Here is a 26,348-nt window from a genome sequence, read left to right as displayed (position 1 = left end):
GGCAATTCTCCGTCTGGAAAGATCGTTCTGCGATCAGGAAAGCGAAGGCCCGGCCACCGGGATCGGCGGCCGGGGGATTGCCAGGATCAGGCCGCCGGGGCCGCCGGCAGTTCCGCCACCAGGCGGATGGAAGCGGTCAGTTCCTCCAGCTGGAAATGCGGGCGCAGGAACACGGTGGCGCGATAGCAGCCGGGCTTGCCCGGCACGTCGTAAACATCGACACGGGCTTCACGCAGCGGGTATTTCGCCTTCAGCTCATGCCCGGCATCATCCTTGCCCAGCACATAATCCATGATCCAGGTATTGAGGAAGCCCTGTACCTCCTCCTTGGTCATGAAGCTGCCGATCTTGTCGCGCATGATCACCTTGATATAGTGGGCAAAGCGCGAGGCGTTCAGCACATAGGGCAGCATCGCCGAGATGCGGCTGTTGGCATTGGCACTGTCGGTATTGTACTGGCGCGGCTTGTTGGCGGTCTGCCCGCCAAAGAAGGCCGCGTAATCCGTGCCCTTGCAATGGACCAGGGAGATGAAGCCCAGGTCATTCAGCTCCTTCTCCCGCCGGTCGGTGATGGCGATCTCCGTCGGGCATTTCAGCGCAACATCGCCTTCATCGGTGCGGAACGTGTGGGTCGGCAGGCCATCAACCTTGCCACCGCCTTCCACGCCGCGGATGGCCGCCGTCCAGCCATATTTGGCATAGGCATCGGTAATGCGCTGGGCCAGGGCGTAGGCGGCATTGCCCCACAGATATTTCTTGTGGTCGCGGCCGTCCGTATCCTCCACAAAATCAACCCCTTCCACCGGCACCGTATTGGGGCCATAGGGCAGGCGCAGCAGCATGTGCGGCAGCACCAGGGAGACATAGCGGCTGTCTTCGCTGTTGCGGAAGGACCGCCACTTCACCAGTTCCAGGCTCTCGAAAATCTTCGACAGGTCGCGCGGCACCCCCAGCTCGGTAAAGCTGTCCATATCGAACAGGCGCGGGCTGGCCCCGGCGATGAACGGCGCATGGGCCGCCGCCGCCACGTTGGAGATCAGCTCCAGCAGCTTGGTATCGGCCGGATGGCGGCCGAATTCATAATCACCCACCAGCATGGAATAGGGCTGGCCGCCAAACGTGCCATATTCTTCTTCATAGATCTTCTTGAACAGGGCGGACTGGTCGAACTCCACCGCCTTTTCCAGATCCTTCAGCAGGTCGGCCTTGCTGATATTCAGCAGGCGCAGCTTCAGCTTGGTACCGGTTTCGGTGTTGAACACCAGATAGCCCAGCCCGCGCCAGGCGGCTTCCAGCTTCTGGAATTCCTCATGATGCAGGATTTCGTTCAGCTGATCGGAGAGAAGATCGTCGATCTGGGCGATCTTGTCATTAATCATGGCAACGACATCATTGCCGACGCTGCCACCCTCGGCCAGCACGGAATTAACGAATTCCGCCACCAGATCGCGGGCAAAGCCGCGCTGGCTTTCATCGCGGGCCAGCTTGCCTTCCACGATGATCTTGTCGAGCAGGGTTACCGACGCGGTCTCGGCAACAGCCGCGTTTTCCTCAGTCTCAGCCATTTTTAAGCCTCACGGAGAATGGGTCGGGTGCCGGATCGGGCACCTTATGGCGTTTTTTTGGGGGGGACTGGGGAAGCCTTAACCGGCACTGCCCAGCTGCTTCTTCAAGGTGGATTGGTCCTCAGTGTTGCGGACCACTTGGTTCAGCAGGCTGTCCAGCTCATCATTACCATCCAGCTTGGTCAGCAGGTCGCGCAGACGCTTGCGGGCATCCAGCAGCGCCTTCAGTGCCGGCACCTGCCCCATCACCTCCACCGGGGAGAAATCATCCAGATGGGAGAAGGTCAGCTCCACCGCCAGCTGTTCGTCGCTGTCCTTCACCAGCTTGTTCGGCACGCGCAGCGCCAGACGCGGCGTCGCAGCCGACAGCACTTCGTTGAAGTTATCACGGTCGATTTCGACGAATTTACGATCCTTTACCGGCGGCAGCGGCGTGGCCGGCTTGCCCGACAGATCGGCCATAACGCCGACAATGAAGGGCAATTCCTTCTTCTCGATCGCACCGCCATTTTCAACATCGTAGGTAATCTGGACGCGCGGCGGGCGAACCCGGCTGAGCTTCTGCTGTGTACTATCGGCCATTTATTTGCTCCTTCCGTTGAGGGGCCGGGTTGACACCGCGCCCGCGACTTTCAGGGAGATGACTGAACCATAACAACCAAAAATTACATTATCATATGGCGTACGCAATCGTATGCCATTTCCGCCCGGCTTTACCCTTCTTCGGGTAGGCCGAGAAGCTCAAAAATGGCGGCGACATCGCGGCGGCCCCGGCTGAGTTCCAGAAGCAGAGCCGGCAGGGGCAGGTCGCGCCATTGCACGATGCGGTGCAGCAGATAGGGGGTGGGGCTGTGCGGCTCTGTCTTGGCCAGAAAATCCGCAATCTCCGATAATTGGCGATAGGCATCGCGCCGATTGGCAATGCCCCTGGCCGGTGACAAGGCGGCGGTGGCAGCCGCCGGCTCCGCCCGTTCCTCCCCATCCTCCATGGTCAGCGCCTCCGTGGGTATCGGATCGGGTTCCAGCACCTCCAGCATGGCCGGTTCCTCCCCCCGTTCACGCAGGGTGACCAGCACCCATTGCGCCATTTCATGCAGCCGTTGTGACAGGTCATGCAGGGAGGGCGCCTGATCGCCCAAGGCCCCATTCAAGGCGGTTTTCAGCTGATCCAATGCTGCCAGCGCCGCCATCAGCCCCTGATAAAGCTCCCGGTAAAAGCTGGCGGGCGTGGCGCGTGCTGTAGCGTTGAACAGCTGGAGCGTCACCGGCAGTTGTCCGCCACGCGGCGGCGGCCGGCTCTCCCGCCCTGCCAGGGTCTGCAGGCGCTGGCTGTTGAGGAAATCGCCGAAAGTCAGCCCCATCTCCCGGTCGGCCGGCGGATTGGTCACCTGCAGGGTCAGCAGCAGCACGACCAGCCGTTCATTCAGCCACTCAAAAATCAGGGCGCGGCGGGAAAGGTCGCCATCCTCATCCGGTCGGGGATGGCAATCTAGGCCAAAACCATTCAGCAGATGGGCCGGCAGCAGCAGGCCGGCGATCAGCCCCGGCACCCCATGGCGGGCCAGCAGCCCCTCACACAGCCAGGCCGCCACCTGCAGATCCTTGGAACGGTCGGCCAGCACGGCACTGGCAAGGCGGATCACCTCCGCCCAGTCGGCCCGCTTGCGGTCGGCCTTCCAAACACCCTGCGGCAGATCAATCTCCTCCCGCCGGGCTTCCTTGATCAGGTCATATTCACCGCCATAGCGGATATCCTCCCCGCTGGGGTCGCCACCGGGAATGGGGGCCAGCAGCGCATCCATATCCAGCAGGCTGTTGGCATCGCGGATGCTGACCATCACATATCCCCCCCTTGAATGCCGGCCGGCGTCGGCGCCTTGGCCGGAAAGGTTGGCAGCACCTGCCGGCGGCGCACCGCCGGTTTGCCAGGTTCCGCTGCCGGCGCATCGGAACTGAGTGCCACGCGGACGAATATCCGCGCCTCCCCCGTCGGCTGGCCGGGTCGCGGCCCGCCCGGCAGATCACGCACCACCATGGGTGCCGTCGGCACATCGAAGCGCAACGTATGCGGCTGGCGGTCGCCGCCCTGGCCAAAATCCTGGAAACTGGCCCGGTGGCTTTGCAGCAGACGCAGCAGCGCCCACCGCCCCTCATAGGCAAAGGTCGCCGTCAGCCCATCGACATAGGGCTGGTCGCCCGCCGGTTGCGGCAGCACCGATCCATCGCGGGCCCAGCGCAGGCGCAGGCTGACCGGATCGCCGGGACGCCAGCCGATGCTGCCGGCCTCGTCACCGGCTTGCAGCTCCTGCACGCCGATGCGCAGGGCCCATTCAATGATCTGGTTGGCCTCCACCTCCCGCGGGCGGTTGACGCGGAATTCCGCCGCCACCTTGTAGGTGCCCGCCCCCTCCAGCGTCGGCACCAGGGGGGCCAGGAAGGCTTGCACCTGATCCATCTGGGCCAGAAACTCCACCACCGGCGCCAATTGCCGGTCGCGCTGCGCCCGGTTGGCCATCGCCTTGCGCAGACGCTCCCCATTGGCGGCGTAATCGCGCAGGAAGCGCACAACATCGTCCGGATCGGCTTCCGGCAGATCATCATCCAGCCGCTCACTGCCGGTGACAAAGGGGTAATGGCCAGCCAGGGTGCGGTTGAACATCTCCGCCAGCCCGGCATAATCGGTGTTCACCGACTGCCCCTGCAAGGTGCGGCAGCGGTCCAGCAGCGCCGCGCGGATCGCGGAAGCCCGCTGCTGGAAGAAGTCACCCGGACCGCTGCTGCCACCGCTGGCCAGTTTCTCTTCACATTCGTCCAGCCGCAGCCTGGGCAAATCCACGCGCAGCAGGCTTTCCAGGTTTGTCAGGCTGTTGCCCGGCGCCTTGGCGGCATAACGCTGCAGCCCCTGGCCGACGGATTGCCAATAGAACAGGGTCGCCCCGTCCTGCCAGCCGCTGCCCAGCTCATTCCGGCTGATCATATCCACCAGCGGGGCCGCCAGATTGTTCCAGAGATGCTCCAGCCGGCCGCGCATATTGTCCAGATATTGGGCCATGGCCACATCGTCGGCGGCATAAAAACCAGCCTCCGCCGCGCTGCCATGCCCATCCCAGTTGGCGAACCCGTCCACCGGCTCGTAAAAGCTCTCCATGGTGGTCAGTTCGTCCAGTTCCGTCAGCAGGCCACCGGCATGGGCGCGCATGACCCGGCGCAGCTCGTCATGCAGATCATCCAGCCGGTTTTGTGACAGGACGGACAGGATGGCGATCAGCTGTTCAGAGACCTGGCGCAGATCGGTCACCTCCGCCGTCAGGGCGGATTCCCCGAAATCCTGGAACCGGTCGCTGCTGCGGTCGATCTTCTGGGCAGTCACCAGATGGTTGCGCAGACTGTCTTCCAGACGCTGCCGCCCCATCCGGTCCACCGCACTCTGGAAATCGGCGGGAATGCGCGGCAGGTCGACGGCGCGAAACTCCTCATAGCTGCGATAGGTCTTCAGCACCTCCGCCAGGGCCAGCGGATCCCAGCTCATCACCTGTCCCGACCCGGCCGCCGGCGGCATGGACAGCGATACACGCGGATGTTCCCGCATGAAGGGCCGGTTCAGGGCAGGCTGGAAATGATCCGACAGGGCATGGAGATGATCATTGAGGCGGAAGCCGGCCCCAGTGCCGGAGCGCACCAGGATGCGTTCGCCATCCCCATCGGAAAATTCCAGCAACTGTCTTACCAGGGCCTTATGGGCATCCCGGATGCTGGCGGCAAACTGGCTGCGCCCCTCCGCCCCCACGGAAGCCGTGGCCATCATGGCCATCAGATCGGCAATGGCGGGAGTTGTGGTGATATCGTCGCTGGCCAGCCAGAGCAGGCCCGGATCGTCCAGCATCCGCCGCACATCCACCAGGCTTGCGGCCAGATCCTGCATCCGTTGGCCGATATCCTGGCCTTTGCGCGGCTGCCTGATATCGGCCACCGCCTCGGCCAACCGGCGCACGCGCCCAACAATGTCACCTTCCGAACCGATGCGGCGGGTCACCCCCTCCGCCAACACGCCCAGGGTGGATTTCACCTGCCGGGCATGGTCGGGCGACAGCGGCGGGATACGCACCTGATGCAGGCCGCGCAGGTAAAGGCCGGCATTATGCGCGAAATTGCCATCCAGCCGGGTGCCGAACAGGCTGTTGGACAGGTCGGCCAGCTTTTCCAGCGACCCTTTGTTGGCGGTGGCATATTCCGCCGCCAGCCGGTCCAGCCCCTCTACCTTGCGCAGATAGGCCGCCATCGCTTCCACATCCGGCGCGCCCGCCAGATGGTGGTTATTATTCTCCGACAGGGAGGCGATGGGCGGCACATCACGCAGCAGGGTGTAGCGCCGCTCCAGCTCCGCCCGCAGCGCCTTCAGCACCAGATGGTCCAGCCCCTGGCCGAAGCTGCGGGAGACGGCGGCATCGGTGCGGCCATCCCAGGAAGATGGGATGAAGGGGAAGATCAGCCAGGAACGGCCGATGGCCTCAAAATCGGTCAACAGGCGGTGTGCGGCATCGCTGCGGAAGCCATTATCACCCCCATGTGCCTGACGGGCCAGTTCCTGGCGGATCAGGGCCAAAGGCGGCTCCACCTCTGCCACGGTGCGTTGCAGCCACTGGTCGGCGATGAACAGCCCCACCGCCAGAACCAGGGTTGTGCCGACCAAGGCCGACTGGGCGATCAGGCTGGTGCGGGTCCGGGCGACCAAACCGGTACGGGCCGGCTGGGCCAAGCCTTTCTCCGCAAATACCTTTTCAGCCAGCAGATCGGTGACGAACAGCAGGCGGGGGGCAGCACTGGCGATGGCAGCATGGCCACCACCCGTCGTGACCAGACCGGGCGTACCCGGCCGCAGCGCCGTCAAGGCGGTAGAAAGCGGGCTGGCCCCTGCCGCCGGCACCGCCAACAGGTCACCCGCTTCCAAAGGCTCAGACGCCCCGGTGAACCAGATGCCCCGCAGGAAATGGGTTTCCTGGAAAGCTGCCGCCCGCAGAGCCCGGGACAGAAAGGTCTTCAGCGGGGCGGCCAGAACCGGGAACTCTCCGGGGAACCGGAACATGCCATCGGGATCGGCGGGATTGTCCAGGCCGGCCGCCGCTTCGACATAATGGTTCCACAGGGCGGCCGAGACATCGACGATGGCCTGATCAACATCGGCGGCATCGAACATATGGTCGGTGGCACGCGGGGTGGCCCAGCCCAGCATGGTGCCGCTGCCGCCCGCCGGTGCCGCCTGCCAAAAGGCGGCGAAACCCGGAATATGGTCGCACTGGGTGACCACAACATAGACCGGCAGGCGCAGCCCCACCCGGCGCTGCAGATCCCATAGCTGGGCCTGGAAGGCGTCACCCTTGATGGCCAGCATTTCCGTGCCCAGAGCCTGCGCCCCCATCAGGTCGGTGGCGGAAATGGCCAGGATCACCCCGTCCAGCCCGCGCTGCGGCCGGTACCATTGCAGGGCGCGCATCAGCCGGCGCCATTGATCATTGACCGCCGGCCGGCCATCGGGGCTGAGGGCTGCGCGGCCGGCCGCATCAATCAGGATGCCATTTTCATAGCAATGCAGCGTGGCATCTTCCCCGGCCGGGGTATCGCTTTCCGGCAACAGTCGGGGCAAGGTGGCAGCACGAGCCAACGTCGTCTTCCCCGCCCCCCGGTCCCCCAGCAGCAGTACCCAGGGCAAGGTGTAGGGGGAGCGCACCCCCGCCTGATCCGCCAGACGCTTCAAGCTGGTGCGGAAGGCCAGCATGGTGGGCTGGGCCGATCCGCCATTGACCAGCGTCCCGTCAACCGCCCCCGGCTCCAGCAAAGGCTGCAGCTGGGCCAGCCGCCGGGCCTCGCGCAGGTTGCGTTGCAGGACCAGCAGCATCAGTGCCAGCACCAGCAAGGCCACCAGCAACAGGCCCGCCGCCACCCAGCCCGCATGTGCGATCAACCAGTCCGCCATCAGTGCGCCCCCGCTGTCGGGCTGGGGGAGACTGCCTGAGCGGGGGGGGCATTGACCGGTTGGGCCACGGGCTCCGGCACCGTCAGCGCATCCAGCCGGGCCGTCCGTTCCATCCACAGGCCATGCGCCAGCAACGTATAAAGTGCCAGCAGCACCGCGAAGCCGACAATATAGGGGCGCAGATGCGGCAGCTTCACCGCTACATCCCGCGCCACCGTGGCCGTATAGGCGGTGGCGCAGAGCCGGGGCAATGTGGCGGGTTCCTGCCGGCGCCCCTCCCCCCGCATATCTTCCAGCCTTTCAGACAGCACCGCCCGATAATGGCGCAGCTGCTGGTTATCTTGCGGGCGCCAATACCGCCCCCGGAAACCCAGCGACAGAACGCAGAGATAAAGCGCCAGCATCTCCTGATCAGGCATCGGGTCGGCCAGCAGGCGATCCAGATTCTGGAACACCCGTTCGCCCGCCACGCGGCTGCCGAACAGGGACAGTTCCAGCAGATTATCCATCCAATATTCCCGCCCCTGCCACTCTTTCTCCTGCAGCAGGATCTCATCGGCCAGGGCGGCCATCAGATATTGCGCCTCGCGGTAATGCATAGCGGCAAAACCGCCGCCACCGCGCTGGGCGGCCGCGGCCTGCCCATCCAGCACCCGATGCAGGCGGCGATTGATGCGCACCGCCAGATCGGCCGGCGGCGGCCCCGGCTGGCCTTCCCCGGCCAGCCGGTCACTCAGCGCCAGAGCGTCGCGCACACCAGACAATTCAGCATGGAAGATGCGGAACTGGTCCAACAGGGTGGGGCCGCCCGTCGGGGGTGGCCGCCTCTCCTCGGTCCGGTTCAGCATCATGCGGTTCATCGTGTCCCCGCCCCGTTGGGGATGAACAGCAGAATATCAGCCGGCCGCCGCAGCCCGGCGCGATCCAGCGGATTGACGATGAAAAGGGGCTCACCAGCGGCGACAAAATCATCGCAGGCGACGGCATAAAGCATGACATCGCGGCTGGCAGCGAAGGCGCTCGCCTCCTCCGCCGACAAGCCTCGACGGCTGGCCCCGCGCAGGCGATAGACGCCCAGCTCATCCAGCCGTTTTTCCGTGGCGATCAGTGCCGCCTCCATCCAGTCGGCGGCATCGTCAGCCTTCTGGCCCGGCTTCAGCCGCAGACCGACGATCAACTCGCCGGTCAGCCAACTTTCCTCAATCCGGTGACGGAAACCATGCTGCACCGGCTCGAACGTCATGGCGGCAAAGGCCTGGGCGACATGGTCCAGCACCAGATCGACCGCCGCCAGCAGCCGGCCGATGCAGCCGCGCGGGTCCAGATGGTCATAAGGTTCGGTCAGCGGCGGCACCAGGCTGGAACGCAAGATGGAGACATGGCCCATGACATTCAGCAGGGCCTTGTACAGCTCAAACGGGTGCAGGGCCGGCAGGCCCAACAACCCCTCCAGCAGGGGCAGACCCGCCACCAGACAGAGAACGGTCTGGCGGGCCTCTGCCCGATCCAGCTCCCCGCCCTGGGCTTCCGCCACATAGCTGGCCTTTTCCCGCAGCTTGCCGACCAGCGCCCGCCCCTCCCGGAACAGGGCGCTGGTCGGCAACAGCACGGCGCTGGGCGCCTCATAATCCGTCAGCTGGAAGGTCTGATTCTTAAACTCAATCTCCAGCAGGGGCAGCGACACCATGCCAGGGGGTAGGTCATCCTCCAGCCGCAGGCGTAGGGCCGGGCGCAGCCGCGGAATCGGTTCGGCATGGCCACCGGTATTTTCATCCACTGCGCTCTCCCCAGGGCGGGAGCGCCAGCGGGCCAGATCATCATCGGGCCGGGCCGAACCGGGCTGGTATTTCGGCAGCACCAGATGCACCCGCTGCGGGCTGGACAGCCGGTCCTTCAAGGGCGGCAAGTCCATTTCCAGCCGATCATCGCCACCATCATGCCGGATCAGCAGCCCATCGGGCAGCACTGCCTCCACCACCAGCAGGCGCAGACGCCCCGCCGATAAGGCCCCGCGATCCAGCTCCATCCTTACCACCCCATGGGCAAAAGGGGCGATTCGGGACAGATGGAACTGGAGCAAGGCATCCTGACGCAGCCAGGATTGCTGGAAATGGTGGGGCTGCAGCAGCATCCCCTCATGCCACTGCACCGGATCGGGAACAGGCGGAGCCACGATGATCTTGCCGTTCTCGCCAGCCATCTTCCTATTGTCCCGGCTCTATGGTGAAGGCATTGCGCCCCAGGCGTACATTGACGCTTTTCAAACGATCCACCCGGGCGCGATGGGTGCCGGGCGTGGGGTAATGGGCGAAGACCAGCGCCGCCACCCCCTCATCCGCCGAGGCCAGCGGGTAGGCCAGCGACCGGCGCGGCACCAGCTCAAAAGAGCGGACGCGCAGGCCGGTGGGATAGGCCAACAACAATTGTCCCTTGTCCTTGAACCACTGGCTGGCGGAAAGGTTGGCAACCCCTTGCAGGGCATCCGCATCCATGACAAAAACCAGATCAACCGCGACCGGTGAGTCCATATTGGCTTCCGGTGCGGCACTGACCTCAATCCGACGCGTCTCTATATGTGGTAGATCAGAACCACAGCCTGACAATAAACATGGAACCGCCAAAAATAGCGGGCGCAAAAATCCATGTCTTTTGTCAGTAAACAGATTCACACGCCCCCCAGCAATGACATTATCATTTATGCGTTAACCATTTTGCCACCATATAGACTACTACGTCCACATCCCTTTGCGCCACAGATTATGACTATGACCAAAAGTATGGGTTCACTGCGCAAGGGGGAAAAGCCAATAAGGCAAAGATGTTACAAACACTCAGGCACGGTCCTGCGGCTTGCGCACGCCTTTTATGGCGTCGGCAATCCGCTTTCCCAATGACTTTGCCTCCGCCTTCACAACATCAATCAATCGACTTTCAAGGCCGGCAATGGCGATGGCCTGGGCGCGTTGTTCAGCGGCAATGCTGTCCAGCCGCTCCAGCAGTTCCGCCGTCACCGGCGCGGGTGGGGCTGCTGGGATGGCAGGCGGGGGAATGTCAGGGTGGGGCTGGTTGGCCGCGGCCAGCCTGACAGTCAGGCTGGCATGGGTCATGCTGACCGGGACAGGGGGTGGCACCCCCTCCGTCTCCAGCCAATCCAGCACCTGCTGATAGCTGATGCTCAGGGCATCGGAAATCCGGCGGTAGCTCCAGCCTTGTTTGCGCAAGCGGAAGGCCAGCATCTGCTTGCTGGACAGGCTCATCCGTCGCGTATCGGGCACCGGGCCCGTCGCCTCGGGCAGACCGGCGACAATCGTGATATTGCCGTTCCGATGCTCCGCCATGACAAGCGTCTCCCCTGATCGAGACACTGACAATAGCAGACAATCACAGGTCGTTAGAACCGCATTTGCCAAATTCTGTGCGGAAGAGGCAGGGAGTGGAGAAAACCCCCTCGCGGATGAAGATAAAGAAAAAAGGGCGCCCCCAAACGTGGGGAGCGCCCTTTCTCCGTACAAACCCGGCGAACCGGGGCCAAACGCGATTAGCGCTTGGAGAACTGGAAGCTGCGGCGGGCCTTGGCCTTACCGTACTTCTTACGCTCGACAACGCGCGAATCGCGGGTCAGCAGACCAGCAGCCTTCAGCGGCGGACGCAGGCCCGGCTCGAAATAGGTCAGGGCCTTGGAGATGCCATGACGCAGCGCACCGGCCTGGCCCGACAGACCACCACCGGAGACGGTGGCAACGATGTCAAACTGCTCGACGCGGTTGGTGATCTGGAATGGCTGGTTGATCATCATGCGCAGCACGGGGCGGGCGAAATAAACCGCCAGCTCACGACCATTTACGGTGATCTTGCCGGTGCCCGGCTTCACCCACACGCGGGCAACGGCGTTCTTGCGCTTGCCGGTGGCATAGGCGCGACCGAACGCGTCCAGCTTCGGCTCGGCCGGAGCGGCCGGGGCAGCAACGTCGGAGGCGGCGGCAGCGCCGGCCTTCAGATCAGCGAGGCTGTTGATGGTGGCCATAATATTAGGCGCTCCGCTTGTTCTTGGCGTTCAGGCCAGCGATGTCCAGGACGACCGGCGACTGTGCCTCGTGCGGGTGGGCCGCACCGGCATAGACGCGCAGGTTGGTCATCTGGCGACGACCCAGCGGGCCGCGCGGGATCATGCGCTCAACAGCCTTCAGGATGACGCGCTCGGGGAAGCGGCCGTCCAGAATCTGGCCAGCGGAACGGCCCTTGATGCCGCCCGGGAAGCCAGTGTGCCAGTAGAACATGGCATCGTTGCGCTTGTTGCCGGTCAGGACGACCTTCTCGGCATTGATCACGATGACATTGTCACCGCAATCCAGGAACGGGGTATAGGTGGGCTTGGTCTTGCCGCGCAGGATCATGGCGATCTGGCTGGCGAGACGACCCAGGACTACGCCTTCCGCATCGATGAGAATCCACTTCTTCTCGATCTCGGACGGCTTCAGGTTAAAGGTCTTCATCAGAGCACTCGGGCTTATACGGATGAAGGCGCCACCCACCGGGGTGGCACCGAAGCGGAGGGTTGTTTACGGGCAATAGCCCCATGACGCAAGCAAAAAATGCTGTTCTGACAAGGCACTGTGAAGAGGTATTATAATACCTCATCCACAAACCCCTTGATTCAATAGATATTTTTCTTCGTCTTTACGCAGCGTCAGTTTGCTGGACCCATGTTGCCAATGCATGAATGCCCCGTGACACCACCCCCCCAGCTGCGGGAACCCGAAGGCACCGGCGCCGTTATGCAGGTGGGCGCGGTATTGAACAGAACTGGAGATCACCATGCGTAACCAGATGGCGCTTGGCGCTGCGGCGGTCATCACCGCTTCGCTGCTGCTGTCCGCCTGCGGCAATAATATGGAACAGCGCGCCGCCAGCGGGGCGCTGATTGGCGCTGGTGCGGGCGCCCTGCTGGGTGGCAGCGTCGGCAGCACTGTCGCCGGCGGCGTGGTCGGCGCCGGCGCTGGGGCCGTGGTGAATGAAATGAAGAAGAAGCCCTGATTGCGGGCGGGCGGCGCGTCTGGTGATCAGCTGATCAGCGGGCACGGGGGATATGAAATTCCCAATTCCCGGTGGTGAAGTCCAGCACCAGACGCATCTGCTGCAGCAGATCCAACCCGATTGAAACCTCATGCGGGGAGGAAAGTGTCGGATCACTGACAAGGGGGATGCGTGCCTGCATCCCGTTGTGGAAGGTCAAGATCCCCGTGGACTGATTCTGGAACTGATCTTGGCTGACAATGCGCCGCATCAGCGCCGGGCATAGCCGTGTGTTAGGGGAAGCCGTGCTGAGGACAGCCAGAACGTCAAAATCAGGCGCATTTCCCACCCGCAAACGAAGCTTCAACAGGGGCCCGAGCTTGCTCAGAGCTGCCGGATCTTCCTGAACCTGATTGCGAGTCCAACCTGCCATCGGCAGCAGGCAATCCCTGTCATCCATTGTGCCCTATCCCCTGAATTGGAATGGGCGGCATGGTGTGCAAGCAACCACCTTGGGTCAAGCCCAAGTTGCAGGCAAAATTACAGCAAGGCATAAAACACGAAAGGCGCTTTCCTGATTGGAAAGCGCCTTTTCGCATATCTTCACGGGCTTCTGGCATCCGTGAAGCGAGAGAATGGTCGGAGCGACAGGATTCGAACCTGCGACCCCTAGACCCCCAGTCTAGTGCGCTACCAGGCTGCGCCACGCTCCGACCTCTCGATCGAACACCGTCGGTTGGACCAGCCGGCGTTCGGGCGCGGACTATATCCATCGAGTTTCCAGGATGCAACGTTTCTATCACTGAAAAACGCATATTTTTTTAAGCCATTGATATTAAATCATTTATCTCGATTTTATCCGGTCAAACCACCCCCGGCGGCGCTTTTCGCCCATCAACGACGGCGAAATTCACCTCGCCTCGGGTAAAAATAGTTGCCCACCCCTCCCCTGCCGGAACCAGCCAATGACCGACGCGATCCTCATTTACGTCACCACCCCGGACCGGGAGACAGCGCGCCGGATCGGGCGTGCGCTGGTGGAGGAAGGTCTGGTCGCCTGCGTCAATATCCTCGGGGGCATGGAAAGCCTTTATCGCTGGCAGGGGGCTGTGGAGCAGGCGGAGGAATGCGTGCTGCTGATCAAGGCCCCAGCCGGGCGCACCGTCCAGGTCAGTGACCGCGTCCGCGCCCTGCACCCCTATGAACTGCCCTGTATCCTGGAACTGCCGATCAGCGGCGGCAGCCCCCCTTATATAGAGTGGCTGGTGCGGGCCGGTTACTGACCATCTGCCGGTCGCCAATGACGCAGGTACGGGATCAGGGCTTGACCCTGACTGCAAGCTGCCCCTATACCGGGCTCGCAATTGGGGAGTAGTCCGCCGCCCTGGCCCCCGCCGGGCGGTGTCCGCGTCAACAGACTCAGGTTCGGCACGATCATTCAGCCCGAACCTGTGGCGCGGACGATGGTTCCTTGGCCGGAACCGTTCGACGAGACCGATGGCGCATCCGCCCCTGACGTGGCCTGGGGGTGGCAATGCGCCTCGGCTTCACCCCAGGCCCCCGGATATTGATCGTGATCGCCTCCACCACCGTCGCGCTGGCCTTCAGCCTCGCCATGGATGCCTTTGCCGCCGCCCTTGGCAAGGGTGCCGCCCTGCGTCGCCCAAGTTGGGGGGCCGCCCTGACCGTGGGCGCCGTCTTCGGCGGCTTTCAGATGGTAATGCCGCTGATCGGCTTTGCCCTGGGGCTGGCCTTCGCCGACATCATTGAAGCAGTAGACCACTGGATCGCCTTCGGCCTGCTGCTGCTGATCGGCGGCCGCATGGTCTGGGAGGCGTTGAAGGCGGATGAGGGCGAGGAGACCGGCATGAAGCTGACCTTCTCCGCCCTGTTCGTCGCCGGTTTCGCCACCTCCGTCGATGCGCTGGCCGTCGGTGTGCCGTTGGCCCTGTTCGACAGCCCCGTCTTTGTCAGCGCCCTGGTGATTGGTGCTGTTACCTTCGGCCTGTCAACGGCCGGCGTGTTCCTGGGCCGCGCCGTCGGCCCCCTGTTCGGCCGCTGGGCGGTGGGAATCGGCGGGGTCGGGCTTGTCGCCCTGGGTGCCAAGATACTGATTGAACATACAATGGGGTAAGGGGGTGGGCGGGGCGCCAGACACGCCCCGCCATATTTTATTTTACCCGACCTGGGCCAAAGCCTGTTCCAGATCCGCGATAATGTCCTTCACACTCTCCAGTCCGATGGACAGGCGGATGACATCCGGCCCGGCCCCGGCGGCCACCTGCCCTTCCGGCGTCAATTGCCGGTGGGTGGTGCTGGACGGGTGGATGATCAGCGATTTGGCATCGCCGATATTGGCCAGATGGCTGAACAGCTTGACCGATTCCACCAGCTTCACCCCGGCCTCATAGCCGCCCTTCAGCCCGAAGGTGAAGATCGCCCCCGCCCCGTTGGGCAGATAGCGGTCCGCCAGCGCCTTATAGGGGCTGTCCGGCAGGCCGGCATAGTTCACCCAGGCCACCGCCGGATGGGCGGCCAGATATTCCGCCACCTTCAACGCATTGGCGCAGTGCCGTTCCATACGCAGGGCCAGCGTTTCCGTACCCAGAATGCCCAGGAAGGCGTTCAAGGGCGCCATGGACGGCCCCAGATCGCGCAGCCCGATCGCGTGGCCATAGACGGTGAAGGCCGCCGGCCCGAAGGTTTCCGCGAACCGCAGGCCGTGATAGCCGGGTTCCGGCTCCGTCAGTGCCGGGAAACGCCCACCCTGCGACCAGTCGAACTTGCCGCTATCAATCACCACACCACCGACCGAGGTGCCATTGCCGGTCAGGAATTTGGTGGTGGAATGCACCACCAGCGTGGCGCCATGTTCGATGGGCCGGCAGAGATAGGGGGTCGCCAGGGTGTTATCGACGATCAGCGGGATGCCCGCTTCATCCGCCACCTTGGCGATGGCGGCAATGTCGCTGACAATGCCGCCGGGATTGGCCAGGCTTTCGATGAAAATGGCCTTGGTGCGGGGGGTGATGGCGCGGCGGTAATCATCCGGGCTGTCACCACTGACGAAGCTGCATTTCCAGCCAAAGGCACGCGGGAAGCTGTTGGCGAACTGGTTCAGCGTGCCGCCATAGAGCTTGCGCGAGGCAACAAAATCATCGCCCGGCGTCAGCAGCGGGAACAAGGCCAGCATCTGCGCCGAATGGCCGGATGCGGTGCAGGTTGCCCCTGCCCCGCCTTCCAGATCGGCCAACCGGCCCTCCAGCACGGAAACCGTCGGGTTGGTCAGGCGGGAATAGATGAAACCGGCCTTTTGCAGATTGAACAGGGCGGCCGCGTCTTCCACATCGTCGAAGACGAAGGAACTGGTCTGATAGATCGGGGTGGCGCGGGCGCCGGTCGCCTCATCCGGGGCGGCCCCGGCATGGATGGCCCGCGTCTCGAAGCCCAGGGCGGGCGAAGATTGATCGCTCATAGGATGTTTCCTGTTGGTGTTCCCCGTGGATGGGTCCGGTTTTACCGGCTTCCCGCTTTGTCACTGGGAAAGATAGCTGCGCCAGGGCGCGGCGCACAGATGGAATCGATCAGGCCAAAGGTCGCGGCTGATCTGTTTGTCTCCCCCGCCTATCATTCTGGAAAAACAGGGAGGAAACGGAATGCACAAGCCACAGCCCGCCATCAGCCGGGAGGAATTCATCGCCCTGCTGGACGAGCATATGCCGCAGGTGCGCCAGGGCGGATTCGCCGTGCGCAGCCTGGGTTACGGCTGCTGCACCATGGATGTGGCCGCCGGGCCCGAGACCAGCCGCGCCGGTGGCACCATATCCGGCCCTACCATGTTCGCCCTGGCCGATGTGGCGCTGTATGGTGCGGTGCTGAGCCGGATCGGTGCGGTGCCGCTGGCCGTCACCAGCAATATGACGATCAATTTCCTGCGCAAACCGCCGCTGCGCGCCCTGCTGGGGGAGGCGCGGCTGTTGAAACTGGGGCGCAAGCTGGCCTATGGCGAGGTGCTGATCCATTCCGACGGCGATAGCGAGCCGGTGGCCCACGCCACCGGCACCTATGCCATTCCAGGATAAAGGACGGGCGAGGGTGGAAATTCCGCCAATCAACGGTTACACATCATAACAAACCCTTATCGCTGGATTCCCAAGGATAAAGCCCCATGCAGAAGCGCAGCATCGGCCCCTTCCAGATTGGCGAAATCGCCCTGGGCTGCATGAACCTGAACCATGCCTATGGCCCGCCCGTCAGCGATGCGGAGGCAGAACGGGTGCTGCTGGGCGCGCTCGATCTGGGCGTGGATCATTTCGACACGGCAGCACTTTATGGCGGCGGCCTGAATGAGGAGCTGGTGGGCCGCGTCCTCAGCCCCCATCGCCAGCGTTTCATGCTGGCCAGCAAATGCGGCATGACGGCGATCAACGGCAAGCGCGTGATCGACGGCCGGCCGGCCACCCTGCGCCAGACCTGCGACCAGGCGCTGCGCAGCCTGCGCACCGATGTGATCGACCTTTATTATCTGCATCGTTGGGACCGTGCGGTGCCGGTGGAAGAAAGCGTCGGTGCCATGGCCGACCTGATCCGTGAAGGCAAGATCCGGGGTATCGGCCTGTCGGAAGTGTCAGCCGCTACCCTGCGCCGCGCCCATGCCGAACACCCGATCATTGCGGTACAGACGGAATATTCGCTCTGGACCCGCAATGCGGAGGTGGCAGTGCTGGATGCCTGCCGCGAATTGGGCACCGCCTTTGTCGCCTTCTCCCCGCTGGGACGTGGCTTCCTGGCCGGCGGCGTGCCCGACCCCACGGCGCTGCGCCAGCAGGATATCCGCCGTACCATGCCCCGCTTTGTCGAGCCGAACTTCAGCGCCAATCAGGCCCTGCTGACCGATTTCGCCGCGCTGGCGCGCGACGCCGGGGCCAGCATGGCGCAATTGGCGCTGGCCTGGTTGCTGCACAAGGCCCCGCATATCATCGCCCTACCCGGCACCACCAGCCTGGACCATCTGGCGGACGATCTCGGCGCGTCGGGCCTGGACGTCTCGGCGGAGGTGCTTGCCCGCGCTGACGCCCTGTTCGCGCCGGCCAATATCCACGGCCCCCGCTATAATGATGCAGCACAAGCCGATGTGGATACGGAAGAACTGCCGGCCTGAATGGACAGGCGGGGGGCTGCGGGGCTAAGTTATTGATAGTGACAGGATAGCAGAAAGCCCCCCAATGCCCGCCATCATCAACCCCATGGATATGAGTGGCCGTCACCTGCTGGTGACGGGGGCGTCGGCGGGGATCGGGCGGGCGACGGCCATCATGCTGTCGCGCCTTGGCGCGCGGCTGACCCTGAATGGCCGGGATGAAGCCCGACTGGGGGAGGCGCTGGCGGCCCTGGCCGGCGACGGCCACCGGGCCGTCGCCTTCGATCTGTCGGACATCGACGCCATCCCCGGCTGGATGAAGGAACAGGCGAAACAGGCGGGGCCGTTCGATGGCATCGCCCATTGTGCCGGCATCCAGACCCTGCGCCCCATCCGCATCTTCCAGGCGGATTTCTTTGAAGAAGTGATGCGCACCAACCTGGGTGCCGCCCTGGCCCTGGCCAAGGGGCTGCGGCAGAAGGGGGTGAAGGCGGACAAGGCTAGCCTTGTCTATATCTCCTCCACCGCCGCCACGGCGGCATCACCGGCCAATGTCGTCTATGCCGCCGCCAAGGGGGGCATCATCGCAGCCACCAAGGGGCTGTCGGCGGAACTGCTGCCCGATGCCATCCGGGTCAATTGCGTGGTGCCCAGCATCGTGATGACGGAACTGATCGAACGCGGCTTTGAAAAGCTGAATGCGGAACAGATCCAGTATCTGGAAAAGTTACAGCCATTGGGCTTCGGCCAGCCGGACGATGTAGCGCATGCCATCAGTTTTCTGCTGTCTGACGCCGCCCGCTGGATCACCGGCACATCCATGGTGGTGGATGGGGGCCGCACGGCATGAGTGCCACGCCCGCCGCCCTTTCCTTCCGCCTGCCGGTTCAAGATGATGCGGCGACGTTGCTGGCCTGGCGGCGTCTGCCGGAGGTGACATCCAACAGCTTCACCGACATTGATGATGATCTGGACAAGCAGCGTGCCTGGATCGAGCGCTGCAATACCCGCAATGATTATCACCACCGCATCATCCAGGTGGATGGGGTGGATGTCGGCTATGCCAGCATCACCATCACCCAACCGCTTTGGGGGGTGGGCAGCATCGGCACCTACATGGGTGACCGGCGCGGACGTACCGGCATCGGCGCGCTGAATTTCGCGCCGGTGCTGAACCATTGTTTCTACACGCTGGGCCTGCGCAAGCTGGTAAACCAGATTTTTGCCGATAATGACCGGGTGCGCAAAGGCCAAACCATGCTCGGCTATCGCCATGTCGGCGTGCTGCACGCCCACGCGATGAAGAATGGCGTGCCGCGTGATGTGCATCTGTTCGAGATGCTGGCCGAAGACTGGGCCGCCATCCGTCACCGTTTCAGCTTGCTGGCGGATATGGATGGACGGGTCTGGTAACGGGGGGTGATCACTTGTCTTCCCCAATAACCCCACCCTTCGCATGTGCGGAATCGCTCCCCCATGTGTTCATCCGATAGGGATGAATGACGGAGAAGAATGATGCGGTCCAATCTGATGGGAACGCTGGCAACCTTGGCGGCACTGCTGCTGGGCTTTGGCTTGCTGCAATTGGGCAATAACCTGCAAGGCACATTGCTGGCGGTGCGCGGGGGGCTGGAGGCATTCAGCCCCACCCAAGTTGGCCTGATCGGGTCTGGCTTTTCCATCGGGTTGGTGCTGGGGTCGTTGACGGCGGGCACGTTGATCCAGTCGGTCGGCCATATCCGCACCTTCGCCGCCTTGGCGGCGCTGGCTTCGGCCTCGGCCCTGTTGCATGTGATGCTGGTCCACCCCGTTGCCTGGATCGGGTTCCGCATGGTGACGGGCCTGTGTTTTGCCGGGTTGCTGATGTCGGTGGAAAGTTGGCTGAACACAACCGCCACCCCAGCCGTGCGCGGGCAAATATTGGGCATCTATTCCATGACCGGGCTGATCGCCGCCGTCGGTGGCCAGATGCTGCTGCCGCTGGCCGATCCGGGCGGCTTCATGCTGTTTGCCTGCGTCTCCTTGATCATCTCTGTCGCGCTGGTGCCGGTGGCTCTGTCGAAATCACAGGCCCCGGCAGAAGTGGGGGTGCAGACGCGTGCCAATCTGTGGCGTCTTTATCACCAATCGCCCTTTGGGCTGGTCGCTGCGTTCCTTTGCGGCATCACCACCGGGGCCTTTTATGCGCTGGGGCCGCTTTATGCCCAGCAGGCAGGGTTTGATGACCAGGGTATCGCGCTGTTCATGGCCTGCGCCATCCTGGGGGCCTTTGCCACCACCTGGCCGCTGGGCTTTCTTTCTGACCGGATGGACCGGCGGCGGCTGGTCATCATCGTGGCGCTGACATCGGCCCTGTTGCTGGCGGCCATGATGCTGTTCCTACCCCAGGGCGTAGCACCGGGCTGGGTATTCTTCCTGGTTTTTGCCTTTGGCGGGGTGGTGCTGCCCACCTATGGCATTGTCGTGGCCCATGTGAATGACAGCGTGCATCCCACGGAATTCATTGCCGCTTCCGGTGGGTTATTGATCGTCCAGGGGTCCGGCATGGCGCTGGGACCGGTGCTGGGTGGCACCATGATGGAGGCAATCGGGCGCAATGGCCTGCCCTGGCTGGTGGTGGTGGCACAGGGGCTGGTGGCCGTCTGGGGTGCCTATCGCATCAGCCGCCGCGCCGCACCGCTGGAGAAGGAACAGTTCGTCAATATGACCATGTCCCCGGTCGGCACCACCCTGATTGAAGCGACGCAGGAAGCCAAGCCGTCTTAGCCCAAAGCTGCCAGCGCCAGCGGCCCAGTACGATCCAGCCCCTTATAGCGGGCCACATCATCCGGCACCGAGCGCAGGATAGCGGCGAAATGGGCCTGCTGTTCCGGTGTCAGCACCGCCAGGGCCCGCTGGTGGGTGCGGATGGTGAACAGCACGGCACCACTACGGGGCAGCTTCCGCAGCGTCTGTTTTTCCACCCGCAGAAACAGGCGCTGGGCGGCATTTTCTCCCGTCACCGGCCCGTCGGCTGGTGGCGGGCGGGGGCCGCCGGGCTGGAACAGGTCCGCATCATCCGACAGGCCCCAATTGGCCCGCCAGACGATGCGGCCAGGGTTCAGGTTATCAAAAAACCGGTCCACCGGCACGGCCAGCGTGGCATCATAACCCGGCACCGGGCGGTGAATGCCGGGCAGCGGCTTGCCCAGCTTGTGCGGCAACAGCCAGTGCGATGGAAAGCACACCACCCCACCCGTCAGCCGCCAGCCCCCGGCGGATGGCGTCAGCAGACAGAGATCATCGGGCAGCAGATGGCCCAGCAGATGCAGCGGATGGTCAAAATCCGCCGGCTGCATCACGGCCCCGCCGATGGCGGAAAACAGCCCTGCCCCCTGGCGCTGGAACCATGACGAATGCTGGGTCGCCAGTTGCTGGAACAGCAGTTCCAGCAACTCCTCTGCGGCTGCCTTCGCCTCTGGCATCAGGGCCAGCACATCCCATTTGCGTTGTCGCAACAAGCCGGCCCGGCGGGCCAGTTGCCCCAGCCAGCCAGCATCCGGCGACAGCCAGTCCGCCGGCGCCAGCGTACGCAAGCCCATCACCATGCGATAGGCGGGGCCGTCGAACGGCCAGGGAAAGGGTTCGGCGGGCAGTTGCACGGGGGGCAGCCCTCACCCCACCTCCATCACCGGATAATCAGCGGGCAGTTCGGCCAGGGTGGGGGCCGGGATGGGGCCGATATCGGCCAGCACCGTGCCCCAGGACCAGCCCACCCCAAACCCCGCCATCAACAGCTTTTTCCGCCCCGCCGCCAGTTCCCCGCCCAGCCGGGAACAGATGGCCAGCGGGATGGAGGCGCTGCTGGTATTGCCGAATTTCTCCATATCAATGATGTATTTCTCCGCCGCACAACCAACCTTCTTGCGGATATGTTCCAGCATCATCTTGTTGGCCTGATGCGGCACCAGGAAATCCAGATCATCGGTGGTGATGCCGCCATCGGCCAATGCGTCCTTCAGCAAACCGGGCACGGCACGCAGGGTGAAGGCGAACACCTCCGCCCCGTTCAGTTGCAGGCGGGCATCACGGTAAAGCCGCTGCATCTCCGCCTCTGACTTGGGCGGATCGCTGGGGATCAGGCAGTCACGCTTGCCGCCAGCCTTCACGAAAATATGCTTGGCCCCCGCCCCATCGGTGCCCAGCGCCACCCGGATCGGGCTTGCCCCTTCATCCAGTTCCAGCGCCGTGGCCGATCCGGCATCACCAAACAGCGGCAGGGTGGCCTTGTCCTCCGGGTGCAGATAGCGGGTGGAATTGTCGCCGCACAGCACCAGCGCCCGCTTCACCTGCCCGCCCAGCAGCCGCCCCGCCATCCAGAGGCCATAGACAAAGCCGGAACAGCCCAGCGTCACATCAAAACAGGCGGCACCCGACGACAGGCCCAGATGGTGCTGCAGCACCGCCGCCGTGACCGGCAGCACATAATCCCCGTCCTGGCTGACAAAGATCAGCACATCCACGCTGGCGGGATCCCAGCCCAGTTGGGCCAACAGCCCCTCCGCTGCCGCGCGGCACATGTCGGATGCGCACCAGGGCCGGGGCAGCACACGCCTTTCATAGACGCCGATGCTGGCGTGCAGTTTGCGCGCCTCCTCCGCCGTGAAGATGCCGGGCTCCTCGACATAGGAATGGCGTTCACGCGGCACCACGGCGCGGATGCCGACGATGCGCACCCCATTGATGACCGATTTCATCGCCCGTCCCCCTTCCCGCTGCCACCTTCCCAGGTGGCATAGATCACACTGTCGAACCAGGCCGCGCCATGGTGGCGCAGGCGGTAACGATAACCCGGCTGGATATCATCCACCAAAGCCGGCAGATCGGCCAGATCGCCGGCGCGGTGATAGGCGGACAAGGCCAGTTTCGGGCGATGGCGGCGGATGGTCGCCGCCGCCCCCTGCAAGGCCGCCGCTTCCGCCCCTTCCACATCCAGCTTGATGAGGCTGACCGGGCCGATATCCAGATCATCCAGCGCCCGCACCGGCACCAGCATGTCACCATCGTCGGCCAGCGCGCTGCCGGACTGGCCGGCCCCGTTAAAGCGCAGTTCCCCGCTCTGCCGCCACAGGCCGATCCGGTGCAATATCACGTCGGCCCGCCCGCCCCAGGCGGCGGCCAGCTTGTCGGCATTGGCGGGATCGGGTTCAAACGCATGGACGGAACGCCAGCGCCCACCGGTATGGCGGGCCAGATCGGCGATACTGTCGCCCGTATGCGCTCCCCCATCCACCATCACCTCATCCGGCCTTATATCCAGGGCATCGCTGCCAAAATATATCCCGCCCGGATCGCGCAAGCCTGCCAGCCAGCGATCATCCCAGGACAGGCGATAGAGCGCCAGCCCGGCCAGGGTGGCCCGGCTGGCCGCATCCTGGAACCAGCCCTTGACGGCGATGCGGTCCAGGGCCGTCACCAGCCGATCCGGATCGGCATGGTCGATCAGGGCCACATCGCCGGCAATATGGTGCAGGTCCAGCCGCCGCATCGCCTGGAACAGGCCCAACACCGGCAGCCCCAGCCGGTGGGCCAGCCCAGTGAAATGCGTCATGCCGCCTTCCCCGGCGGCACAGGTGACGGCGATCAGCCCCGGTGTCGCAGCAGCCAGGGCCGCCAGGGCGGCATCACCGGCCATGACATGGCCGCCCATGGTCTGGCCGATGCGGGCATTATCCACCAGCAGCCGCACATCCAGCCGCGCCAGGGCCGCCGCCACAAACGGTTGGGCCAGCACCGATCCAGCCCCCAACAGGGCCACTGGGCGACCCGTCAGGTCCAGGGCAGCGGCCGCCGGCTCCTCCAGCGCCCGCCAATCGCGGCCGGCCCGATAGGCGGCCAGTCGGCGGGCCAGTTCAGCCTCCAGGGCAGCGGCAGCGGCCTTCATCGCATCACCGCCCGGTTGATATAGGGGTCCAGTCCTGGCTGGCGGGGCAATATCGGCTGTTGCGGGGTGAAGGGGGTGCGCCAGATGCCATATTGCGCCGTCACCATCAGCCGGGATTGTGCGCGCGGCAGCCGCCCACGATGCACGCCGAACGTATCGGCCAGGAAAACCGCCCCCGCCGCACCGGCGATGGGGCGCCGGGGCAGGTCCGCCATGGTGCGGGCCACCTTTTCATCGTCCATCCGGTTGATCTCCACCAGCCGTTCATCGCGGTGGGAGGCTTCGACAAACTCAAACGCGCCATCCTCCGGCCCGGTATCGGTCAGATAGATGAACAGCTTGATGGCGCGGATATTGTCCCAGTCGCGGTGGAACCATTGCGTGCCCTTGGCCGCATCCCGCCCGGCGAAGGACCACCAGCCGCCGATATTATCGATGGTGGGCTTGCAGCCCAGATAAAGCTCTGCCACCCGCAAAACCAGCGGATGATTGAAAACCCCCAACAGGCCCGGCACGGCCAGCAACTGGTCAACCCGGTAATAGCCCATGTTGGTTTCCGGGCTGGGCACCGCATCGGGCGGGAAATCCCCCAGATGCGGGCGATAGGGATCGTGGCAGGGCTGGGCCTGCAGGGCCTGGCGCATCAACGCCGCCTGTTCGGGGCTGACCAGCCCCAAAGGCTCCGTCCAGCCGCGATCTTCCAACTGTTCCAGCAGGGCCAGGGCGCGCGGATCATCCGGGGCTTGCGGGCTGCGCGGGCAGGCCAGGGCCGCCAGCCGGGCCAGCCAGTAGCGCCGCGCCGGACCGCCGGACAAGGGCAGCAGGTCATAGGGCAGGTTGCGCCAATCCGCCAGCGCGCGGCGGGCGATCTGTTCCAGGGTGCGGTTGCGGATCGTGAAGGCCATGACCGGCACAGGATGCACCCGCGCCCACCCCCGATGCAAAGCCTTTCCAAGGGCTTGGGCGCTGGCCATACTGGGCCCATGTCCATGACCGCCACCCCGCCGCCCCCCGCCCTGGTGCTGATCCGCGCCGATGCCGCGCCCGACATCGGCACCGGCCATGTCATGCGCTGTCTGGCGCTGGCCGAAGCGTTGCGGGAGCTGGGGGCCGATGCGGCCTTTTGCGGCAGCCGCATCACCCCATCCCTGCGCGACCGGCTGGTCGCAGACGGTATCGCCCATCACCTGATCGACCCCGCCCAGGACGTGGCCACGATGCTGGCGCTGTATCATCGCATCGGGGCCCACGCCCTGGTGGTGGATAGTTACTGGCTGGATGCGGATTGGCGGGCGGCGATGCGGCAGGCGGGCGGGCCGGTACTGGCGCTGGATGATCTGGCCGACCGGCCCCTGTTCGCCGATCTGGTCTGGAATCCGTCGCCACAGGCGCACACCCTGCCCTATGACAGGCTGGCACCGGGGGCAAGGCTGCTGCTGGGGGATGCGCATGTATTGATCCGGCGGGAAATCCGCAACCGGATCAGCGCCCCCCGGCCGGCCCTGGCGGAACGAAACCGAATACTGGTCACCTTTGGCGGGTCCGATCCGGCGGGGCTGACCGTGCCGGTGATCAAGCGGCTGGCCCCGCTGCTGCCCCCAGGTGTGGGGCTGGATGTGGTGGTGGGGGGCAGTAATCCGGCGCTGGCCTGTTGCCAGGCCGCCGCCGCGCGCTTTCCCGCCGTGGCTTTGCATGTGGATACGCGGGAGATGGGCCGGCTGATCGCCGGCTGCGGGCTGGCGATTACCGCCGGGGGCGGCACGGTGGCGGAAATGGCCGCCCTGGCCACGCCCTGCCTGCTGGTCGCCGTGGTGGATAATCAGGCCGCCGCCGCCGCCGATGCCAGCGCGCGCGGCTGGGCCGCCGTGCTGGATGCGCGGGGGATGGACAAGGCCGATGCCGCCGCCGCCGTGACGGAAAGCAGCTTGCGGCTCTGGGCTGATCTGCCGGCGCGGGCGGACCTGTCCCGCCGCATCGCCGGCATTGACGGCCAGGGCGCCCCCCGCGTGGCGCGCGCCCTGCTGGACCGGATCGCCGCTTATATCAATCTCCCTTGATCGTGACCGATCCAGGGAGATTTCAGGTTCCCTCAGTCGCCGGGCGCTGCCTCCGGCAGCTTGGCTTGCGCCGCATGTGCGGCGGGCCGGCAGTCGCCGGCCTCCAATCCACCTAAAGATCAACCTTTAGGTGGATTGGTATAAAGCCCGCAACATATAGGCCGCACCAGGACCGTAGGAGGCCAGCTTGGCCCGCAGCGCCGGCACATCCGTTTCCACAAAGCCGAAGCGCCCCCAATAGGGGGCCAGCCCATCCAGCGCCGTCAGTGCCAGTTGGCCAATCCCCTCCGCCTTTGCCACGGCGATCAGCCGGTCCAGCAGCCTTTCCCCCAACCCCAGGCCGCGCGCGGCGGGGTCGGTGGCGACATCGTGGATATACAGCACATCGCGCGCCAGCGGACCGGTCAGCACCATATCCAGCGGCACACTGGCATTCAGCGCCAGCGGGTGGGAAACGGCATAGCCCAGCAAGCGCCCATCCTCCCGTTCCGCCAGCCAAAGCCCCTGCGGGAACAGGGTGAAGCGGCTGTGAAACACGTCCGGATGTTCCTGATGATCCTGATGAATCTGGTTGCCAAGTTGCACCACCCGGTCCACATCGCCCGGATGGGCGGCGGGGCGCAGGGTGATGGTCTGCTGCTGCGGGGGGGTGAAGGTTACGGGCGTCATCATGGGCAAA

Annotated in this window: 26 protein-coding genes and 1 tRNA gene; 9 read left to right on the top strand and 18 right to left on the bottom strand. The window is 64.5% G+C overall.

Translation table 11 applies throughout. The features are described 5' to 3' along the window. Nucleotides 1-86 precede the first annotated feature (86 nt). The 10 genes from tssC to rplM all read right to left on the bottom strand — a co-directional run bounded on the left by tssC (nucleotide 87) and on the right by rplM (nucleotide 12,029). On the bottom strand, nucleotides 87-1,565 hold the full coding sequence (gene tssC, locus GE253_RS18655) for a type VI secretion system contractile sheath large subunit (RefSeq protein ID WP_089287013.1): 1,479 nt from the start codon (nucleotides 1,563-1,565) through the stop codon (nucleotides 87-89). Between the two features lie 78 nt (nucleotides 1,566-1,643). Beyond that, complete coding sequence (gene tssB, locus GE253_RS18650) at nucleotides 1,644-2,147, bottom strand: type VI secretion system contractile sheath small subunit (protein WP_153205662.1); 504 nt, start codon at nucleotides 2,145-2,147, stop codon at nucleotides 1,644-1,646. A gap of 131 nt (nucleotides 2,148-2,278) precedes the next feature. Continuing rightward, nucleotides 2,279-3,403 (bottom strand): type VI secretion system protein TssA, encoded by a 1,125-nt coding sequence (gene tssA, locus GE253_RS18645; protein ID WP_153205661.1) that lies wholly within the window; start codon nucleotides 3,401-3,403, stop codon nucleotides 2,279-2,281. Then, nucleotides 3,403-7,536, bottom strand: coding sequence for a type VI secretion system protein (locus GE253_RS18640; RefSeq protein ID WP_153205660.1), 4,134 nt, complete (start codon nucleotides 7,534-7,536; stop codon nucleotides 3,403-3,405). Before GE253_RS18640 ends, tssA begins: the two co-directional genes overlap by 1 nt. Next, nucleotides 7,536-8,396, bottom strand: a complete 861-nt coding sequence (locus tag GE253_RS18635; RefSeq protein WP_153205659.1) for a DotU family type IV/VI secretion system protein — start codon at nucleotides 8,394-8,396, stop codon at nucleotides 7,536-7,538. The genes GE253_RS18640 and GE253_RS18635 overlap by 1 nt, the downstream gene beginning before the upstream one ends. Beyond that, entirely contained in the window at nucleotides 8,393-9,736 is a 1,344-nt protein-coding gene (gene tssK / locus GE253_RS18630; RefSeq protein ID WP_153205658.1) for a type VI secretion system baseplate subunit TssK, read from the bottom strand. Before tssK ends, GE253_RS18635 begins: the two co-directional genes overlap by 4 nt. A gap of 4 nt (nucleotides 9,737-9,740) precedes the next feature. Further along, complete coding sequence (locus GE253_RS18625) at nucleotides 9,741-10,064, bottom strand: hypothetical protein (protein ID WP_153205657.1); 324 nt, start codon at nucleotides 10,062-10,064, stop codon at nucleotides 9,741-9,743. Nucleotides 10,065-10,367: 303 nt separating this feature from the next. Next, the gene (locus tag GE253_RS18620; RefSeq protein ID WP_153205656.1) at nucleotides 10,368-10,874 is read right to left on the bottom strand and encodes a helix-turn-helix domain-containing protein; all 507 of its coding nucleotides are present in this window, start codon (nucleotides 10,872-10,874) and stop codon (nucleotides 10,368-10,370) included. Between the two features lie 200 nt (nucleotides 10,875-11,074). Continuing rightward, complete coding sequence (gene rpsI, locus GE253_RS18615) at nucleotides 11,075-11,560, bottom strand: 30S ribosomal protein S9 (RefSeq protein ID WP_153205655.1); 486 nt, start codon at nucleotides 11,558-11,560, stop codon at nucleotides 11,075-11,077. A gap of 4 nt (nucleotides 11,561-11,564) precedes the next feature. After that, the gene (gene rplM / locus GE253_RS18610; RefSeq protein WP_089287004.1) at nucleotides 11,565-12,029 is read right to left on the bottom strand and encodes a 50S ribosomal protein L13; all 465 of its coding nucleotides are present in this window, start codon (nucleotides 12,027-12,029) and stop codon (nucleotides 11,565-11,567) included. A gap of 322 nt (nucleotides 12,030-12,351) precedes the next feature. Between rplM and GE253_RS18605 the strand changes: the two genes are divergently transcribed. After that, nucleotides 12,352-12,570, top strand: coding sequence for a glycine zipper family protein (locus GE253_RS18605; protein WP_153205654.1), 219 nt, complete (start codon nucleotides 12,352-12,354; stop codon nucleotides 12,568-12,570). Nucleotides 12,571-12,604: 34 nt separating this feature from the next. Here the strand turns inward: GE253_RS18605 and GE253_RS18600 are convergent, their stop codons facing one another. Both GE253_RS18600 and GE253_RS18595 read right to left on the bottom strand, forming a co-directional pair. Next, on the bottom strand, nucleotides 12,605-13,009 hold the full coding sequence (locus GE253_RS18600; protein WP_153205653.1) for a hypothetical protein: 405 nt from the start codon (nucleotides 13,007-13,009) through the stop codon (nucleotides 12,605-12,607). A gap of 176 nt (nucleotides 13,010-13,185) precedes the next feature. Next, nucleotides 13,186-13,262: transfer RNA gene (locus tag GE253_RS18595), tRNA-Pro, on the bottom strand. Between the two features lie 252 nt (nucleotides 13,263-13,514). Between GE253_RS18595 and cutA the strand changes: the two genes are divergently transcribed. Further along, nucleotides 13,515-13,832 (top strand): divalent-cation tolerance protein CutA, encoded by a 318-nt coding sequence (cutA, locus tag GE253_RS18590; RefSeq protein ID WP_153205652.1) that lies wholly within the window; start codon nucleotides 13,515-13,517, stop codon nucleotides 13,830-13,832. Nucleotides 13,833-14,164: 332 nt separating this feature from the next. After that, entirely contained in the window at nucleotides 14,165-14,683 is a 519-nt protein-coding gene (locus GE253_RS18585) for a manganese efflux pump MntP family protein (RefSeq protein ID WP_348770899.1), read from the top strand. 42 nt (nucleotides 14,684-14,725) lie between these two features. Here GE253_RS18585 and GE253_RS18580 read toward each other — a convergent pair whose 3' ends face one another. After that, entirely contained in the window at nucleotides 14,726-16,024 is a 1,299-nt protein-coding gene (locus GE253_RS18580) for an O-acetylhomoserine aminocarboxypropyltransferase (RefSeq protein ID WP_153205650.1), read from the bottom strand. A 181-nt stretch (nucleotides 16,025-16,205) separates the two neighbouring features. On the opposite strand from GE253_RS18580, the gene GE253_RS18575 reads away from it, so the two are divergent. The 5 genes from GE253_RS18575 (at nucleotide 16,206) to GE253_RS18555 (ending at nucleotide 20,455) form a co-directional block, all read left to right on the top strand. Beyond that, nucleotides 16,206-16,631, top strand: coding sequence for a PaaI family thioesterase (locus tag GE253_RS18575; protein ID WP_153205649.1), 426 nt, complete (start codon nucleotides 16,206-16,208; stop codon nucleotides 16,629-16,631). Between the two features lie 86 nt (nucleotides 16,632-16,717). Continuing rightward, nucleotides 16,718-17,710 (top strand): aldo/keto reductase, encoded by a 993-nt coding sequence (locus GE253_RS18570; protein WP_153205648.1) that lies wholly within the window; start codon nucleotides 16,718-16,720, stop codon nucleotides 17,708-17,710. A gap of 64 nt (nucleotides 17,711-17,774) precedes the next feature. After that, nucleotides 17,775-18,539, top strand: a complete 765-nt coding sequence (locus GE253_RS18565) for an SDR family oxidoreductase (protein WP_153205647.1) — start codon at nucleotides 17,775-17,777, stop codon at nucleotides 18,537-18,539. Continuing rightward, nucleotides 18,536-19,102 carry a GNAT family protein gene (locus tag GE253_RS18560; protein ID WP_153205646.1) on the top strand — a complete coding sequence of 189 codons (567 nt, stop codon included), beginning with the start codon at nucleotides 18,536-18,538 and terminating at the stop codon, nucleotides 19,100-19,102. The genes GE253_RS18565 and GE253_RS18560 overlap by 4 nt, the downstream gene beginning before the upstream one ends. A 99-nt stretch (nucleotides 19,103-19,201) precedes the next feature. After that, on the top strand, nucleotides 19,202-20,455 hold the full coding sequence (locus GE253_RS18555; protein WP_211101514.1) for an MFS transporter: 1,254 nt from the start codon (nucleotides 19,202-19,204) through the stop codon (nucleotides 20,453-20,455). Here GE253_RS18555 and GE253_RS18550 read toward each other — a convergent pair. From GE253_RS18550 to GE253_RS25925, 4 genes are read right to left on the bottom strand one after another with little or no spacing between them, the layout of a single operon-like run. Beyond that, the gene (locus GE253_RS18550; RefSeq protein WP_153205645.1) at nucleotides 20,452-21,330 is read right to left on the bottom strand and encodes a DUF3445 domain-containing protein; all 879 of its coding nucleotides are present in this window, start codon (nucleotides 21,328-21,330) and stop codon (nucleotides 20,452-20,454) included. The two genes, GE253_RS18555 and GE253_RS18550, sit on opposite strands and share 4 nt — an antisense overlap. A gap of 12 nt (nucleotides 21,331-21,342) precedes the next feature. After that, entirely contained in the window at nucleotides 21,343-22,425 is a 1,083-nt protein-coding gene (locus GE253_RS18545) for a ketoacyl-ACP synthase III (protein ID WP_153205644.1), read from the bottom strand. After that, nucleotides 22,422-23,612 (bottom strand): FkbM family methyltransferase, encoded by a 1,191-nt coding sequence (locus GE253_RS18540; RefSeq protein ID WP_153205643.1) that lies wholly within the window; start codon nucleotides 23,610-23,612, stop codon nucleotides 22,422-22,424. The genes GE253_RS18545 and GE253_RS18540 overlap by 4 nt, the downstream gene beginning before the upstream one ends. Beyond that, nucleotides 23,609-24,517: a hypothetical protein gene (locus GE253_RS25925; RefSeq protein WP_173012723.1), complete on the bottom strand. Its 909-nt coding sequence runs from the start codon at nucleotides 24,515-24,517 to the stop codon at nucleotides 23,609-23,611. Before GE253_RS25925 ends, GE253_RS18540 begins: the two co-directional genes overlap by 4 nt. Nucleotides 24,518-24,601: 84 nt before the next feature. Between GE253_RS25925 and pseG the strand changes: the two genes are divergently transcribed. After that, a complete protein-coding gene (gene pseG / locus GE253_RS25920; RefSeq protein WP_173012722.1) occupies nucleotides 24,602-25,669 on the top strand; it encodes a UDP-2,4-diacetamido-2,4,6-trideoxy-beta-L-altropyranose hydrolase in 1,068 nt (355 codons plus the stop codon). 126 nt (nucleotides 25,670-25,795) lie between these two features. Here the strand turns inward: pseG and GE253_RS18525 are convergent, their stop codons facing one another. Next, the gene (locus GE253_RS18525; RefSeq protein WP_153205640.1) at nucleotides 25,796-26,341 is read right to left on the bottom strand and encodes a GNAT family N-acetyltransferase; all 546 of its coding nucleotides are present in this window, start codon (nucleotides 26,339-26,341) and stop codon (nucleotides 25,796-25,798) included. Nucleotides 26,342-26,348 lie beyond the last annotated feature (7 nt).

Source organism: Niveispirillum sp. SYP-B3756 (assembly GCF_009495745.1).
Lineage (GTDB): Bacteria > Pseudomonadota > Alphaproteobacteria > Azospirillales > Azospirillaceae > Niveispirillum.
The sequence above is the reverse complement of the archived record's forward strand: the minus strand, read 5'-3'. Positions and strand labels throughout refer to the sequence as shown.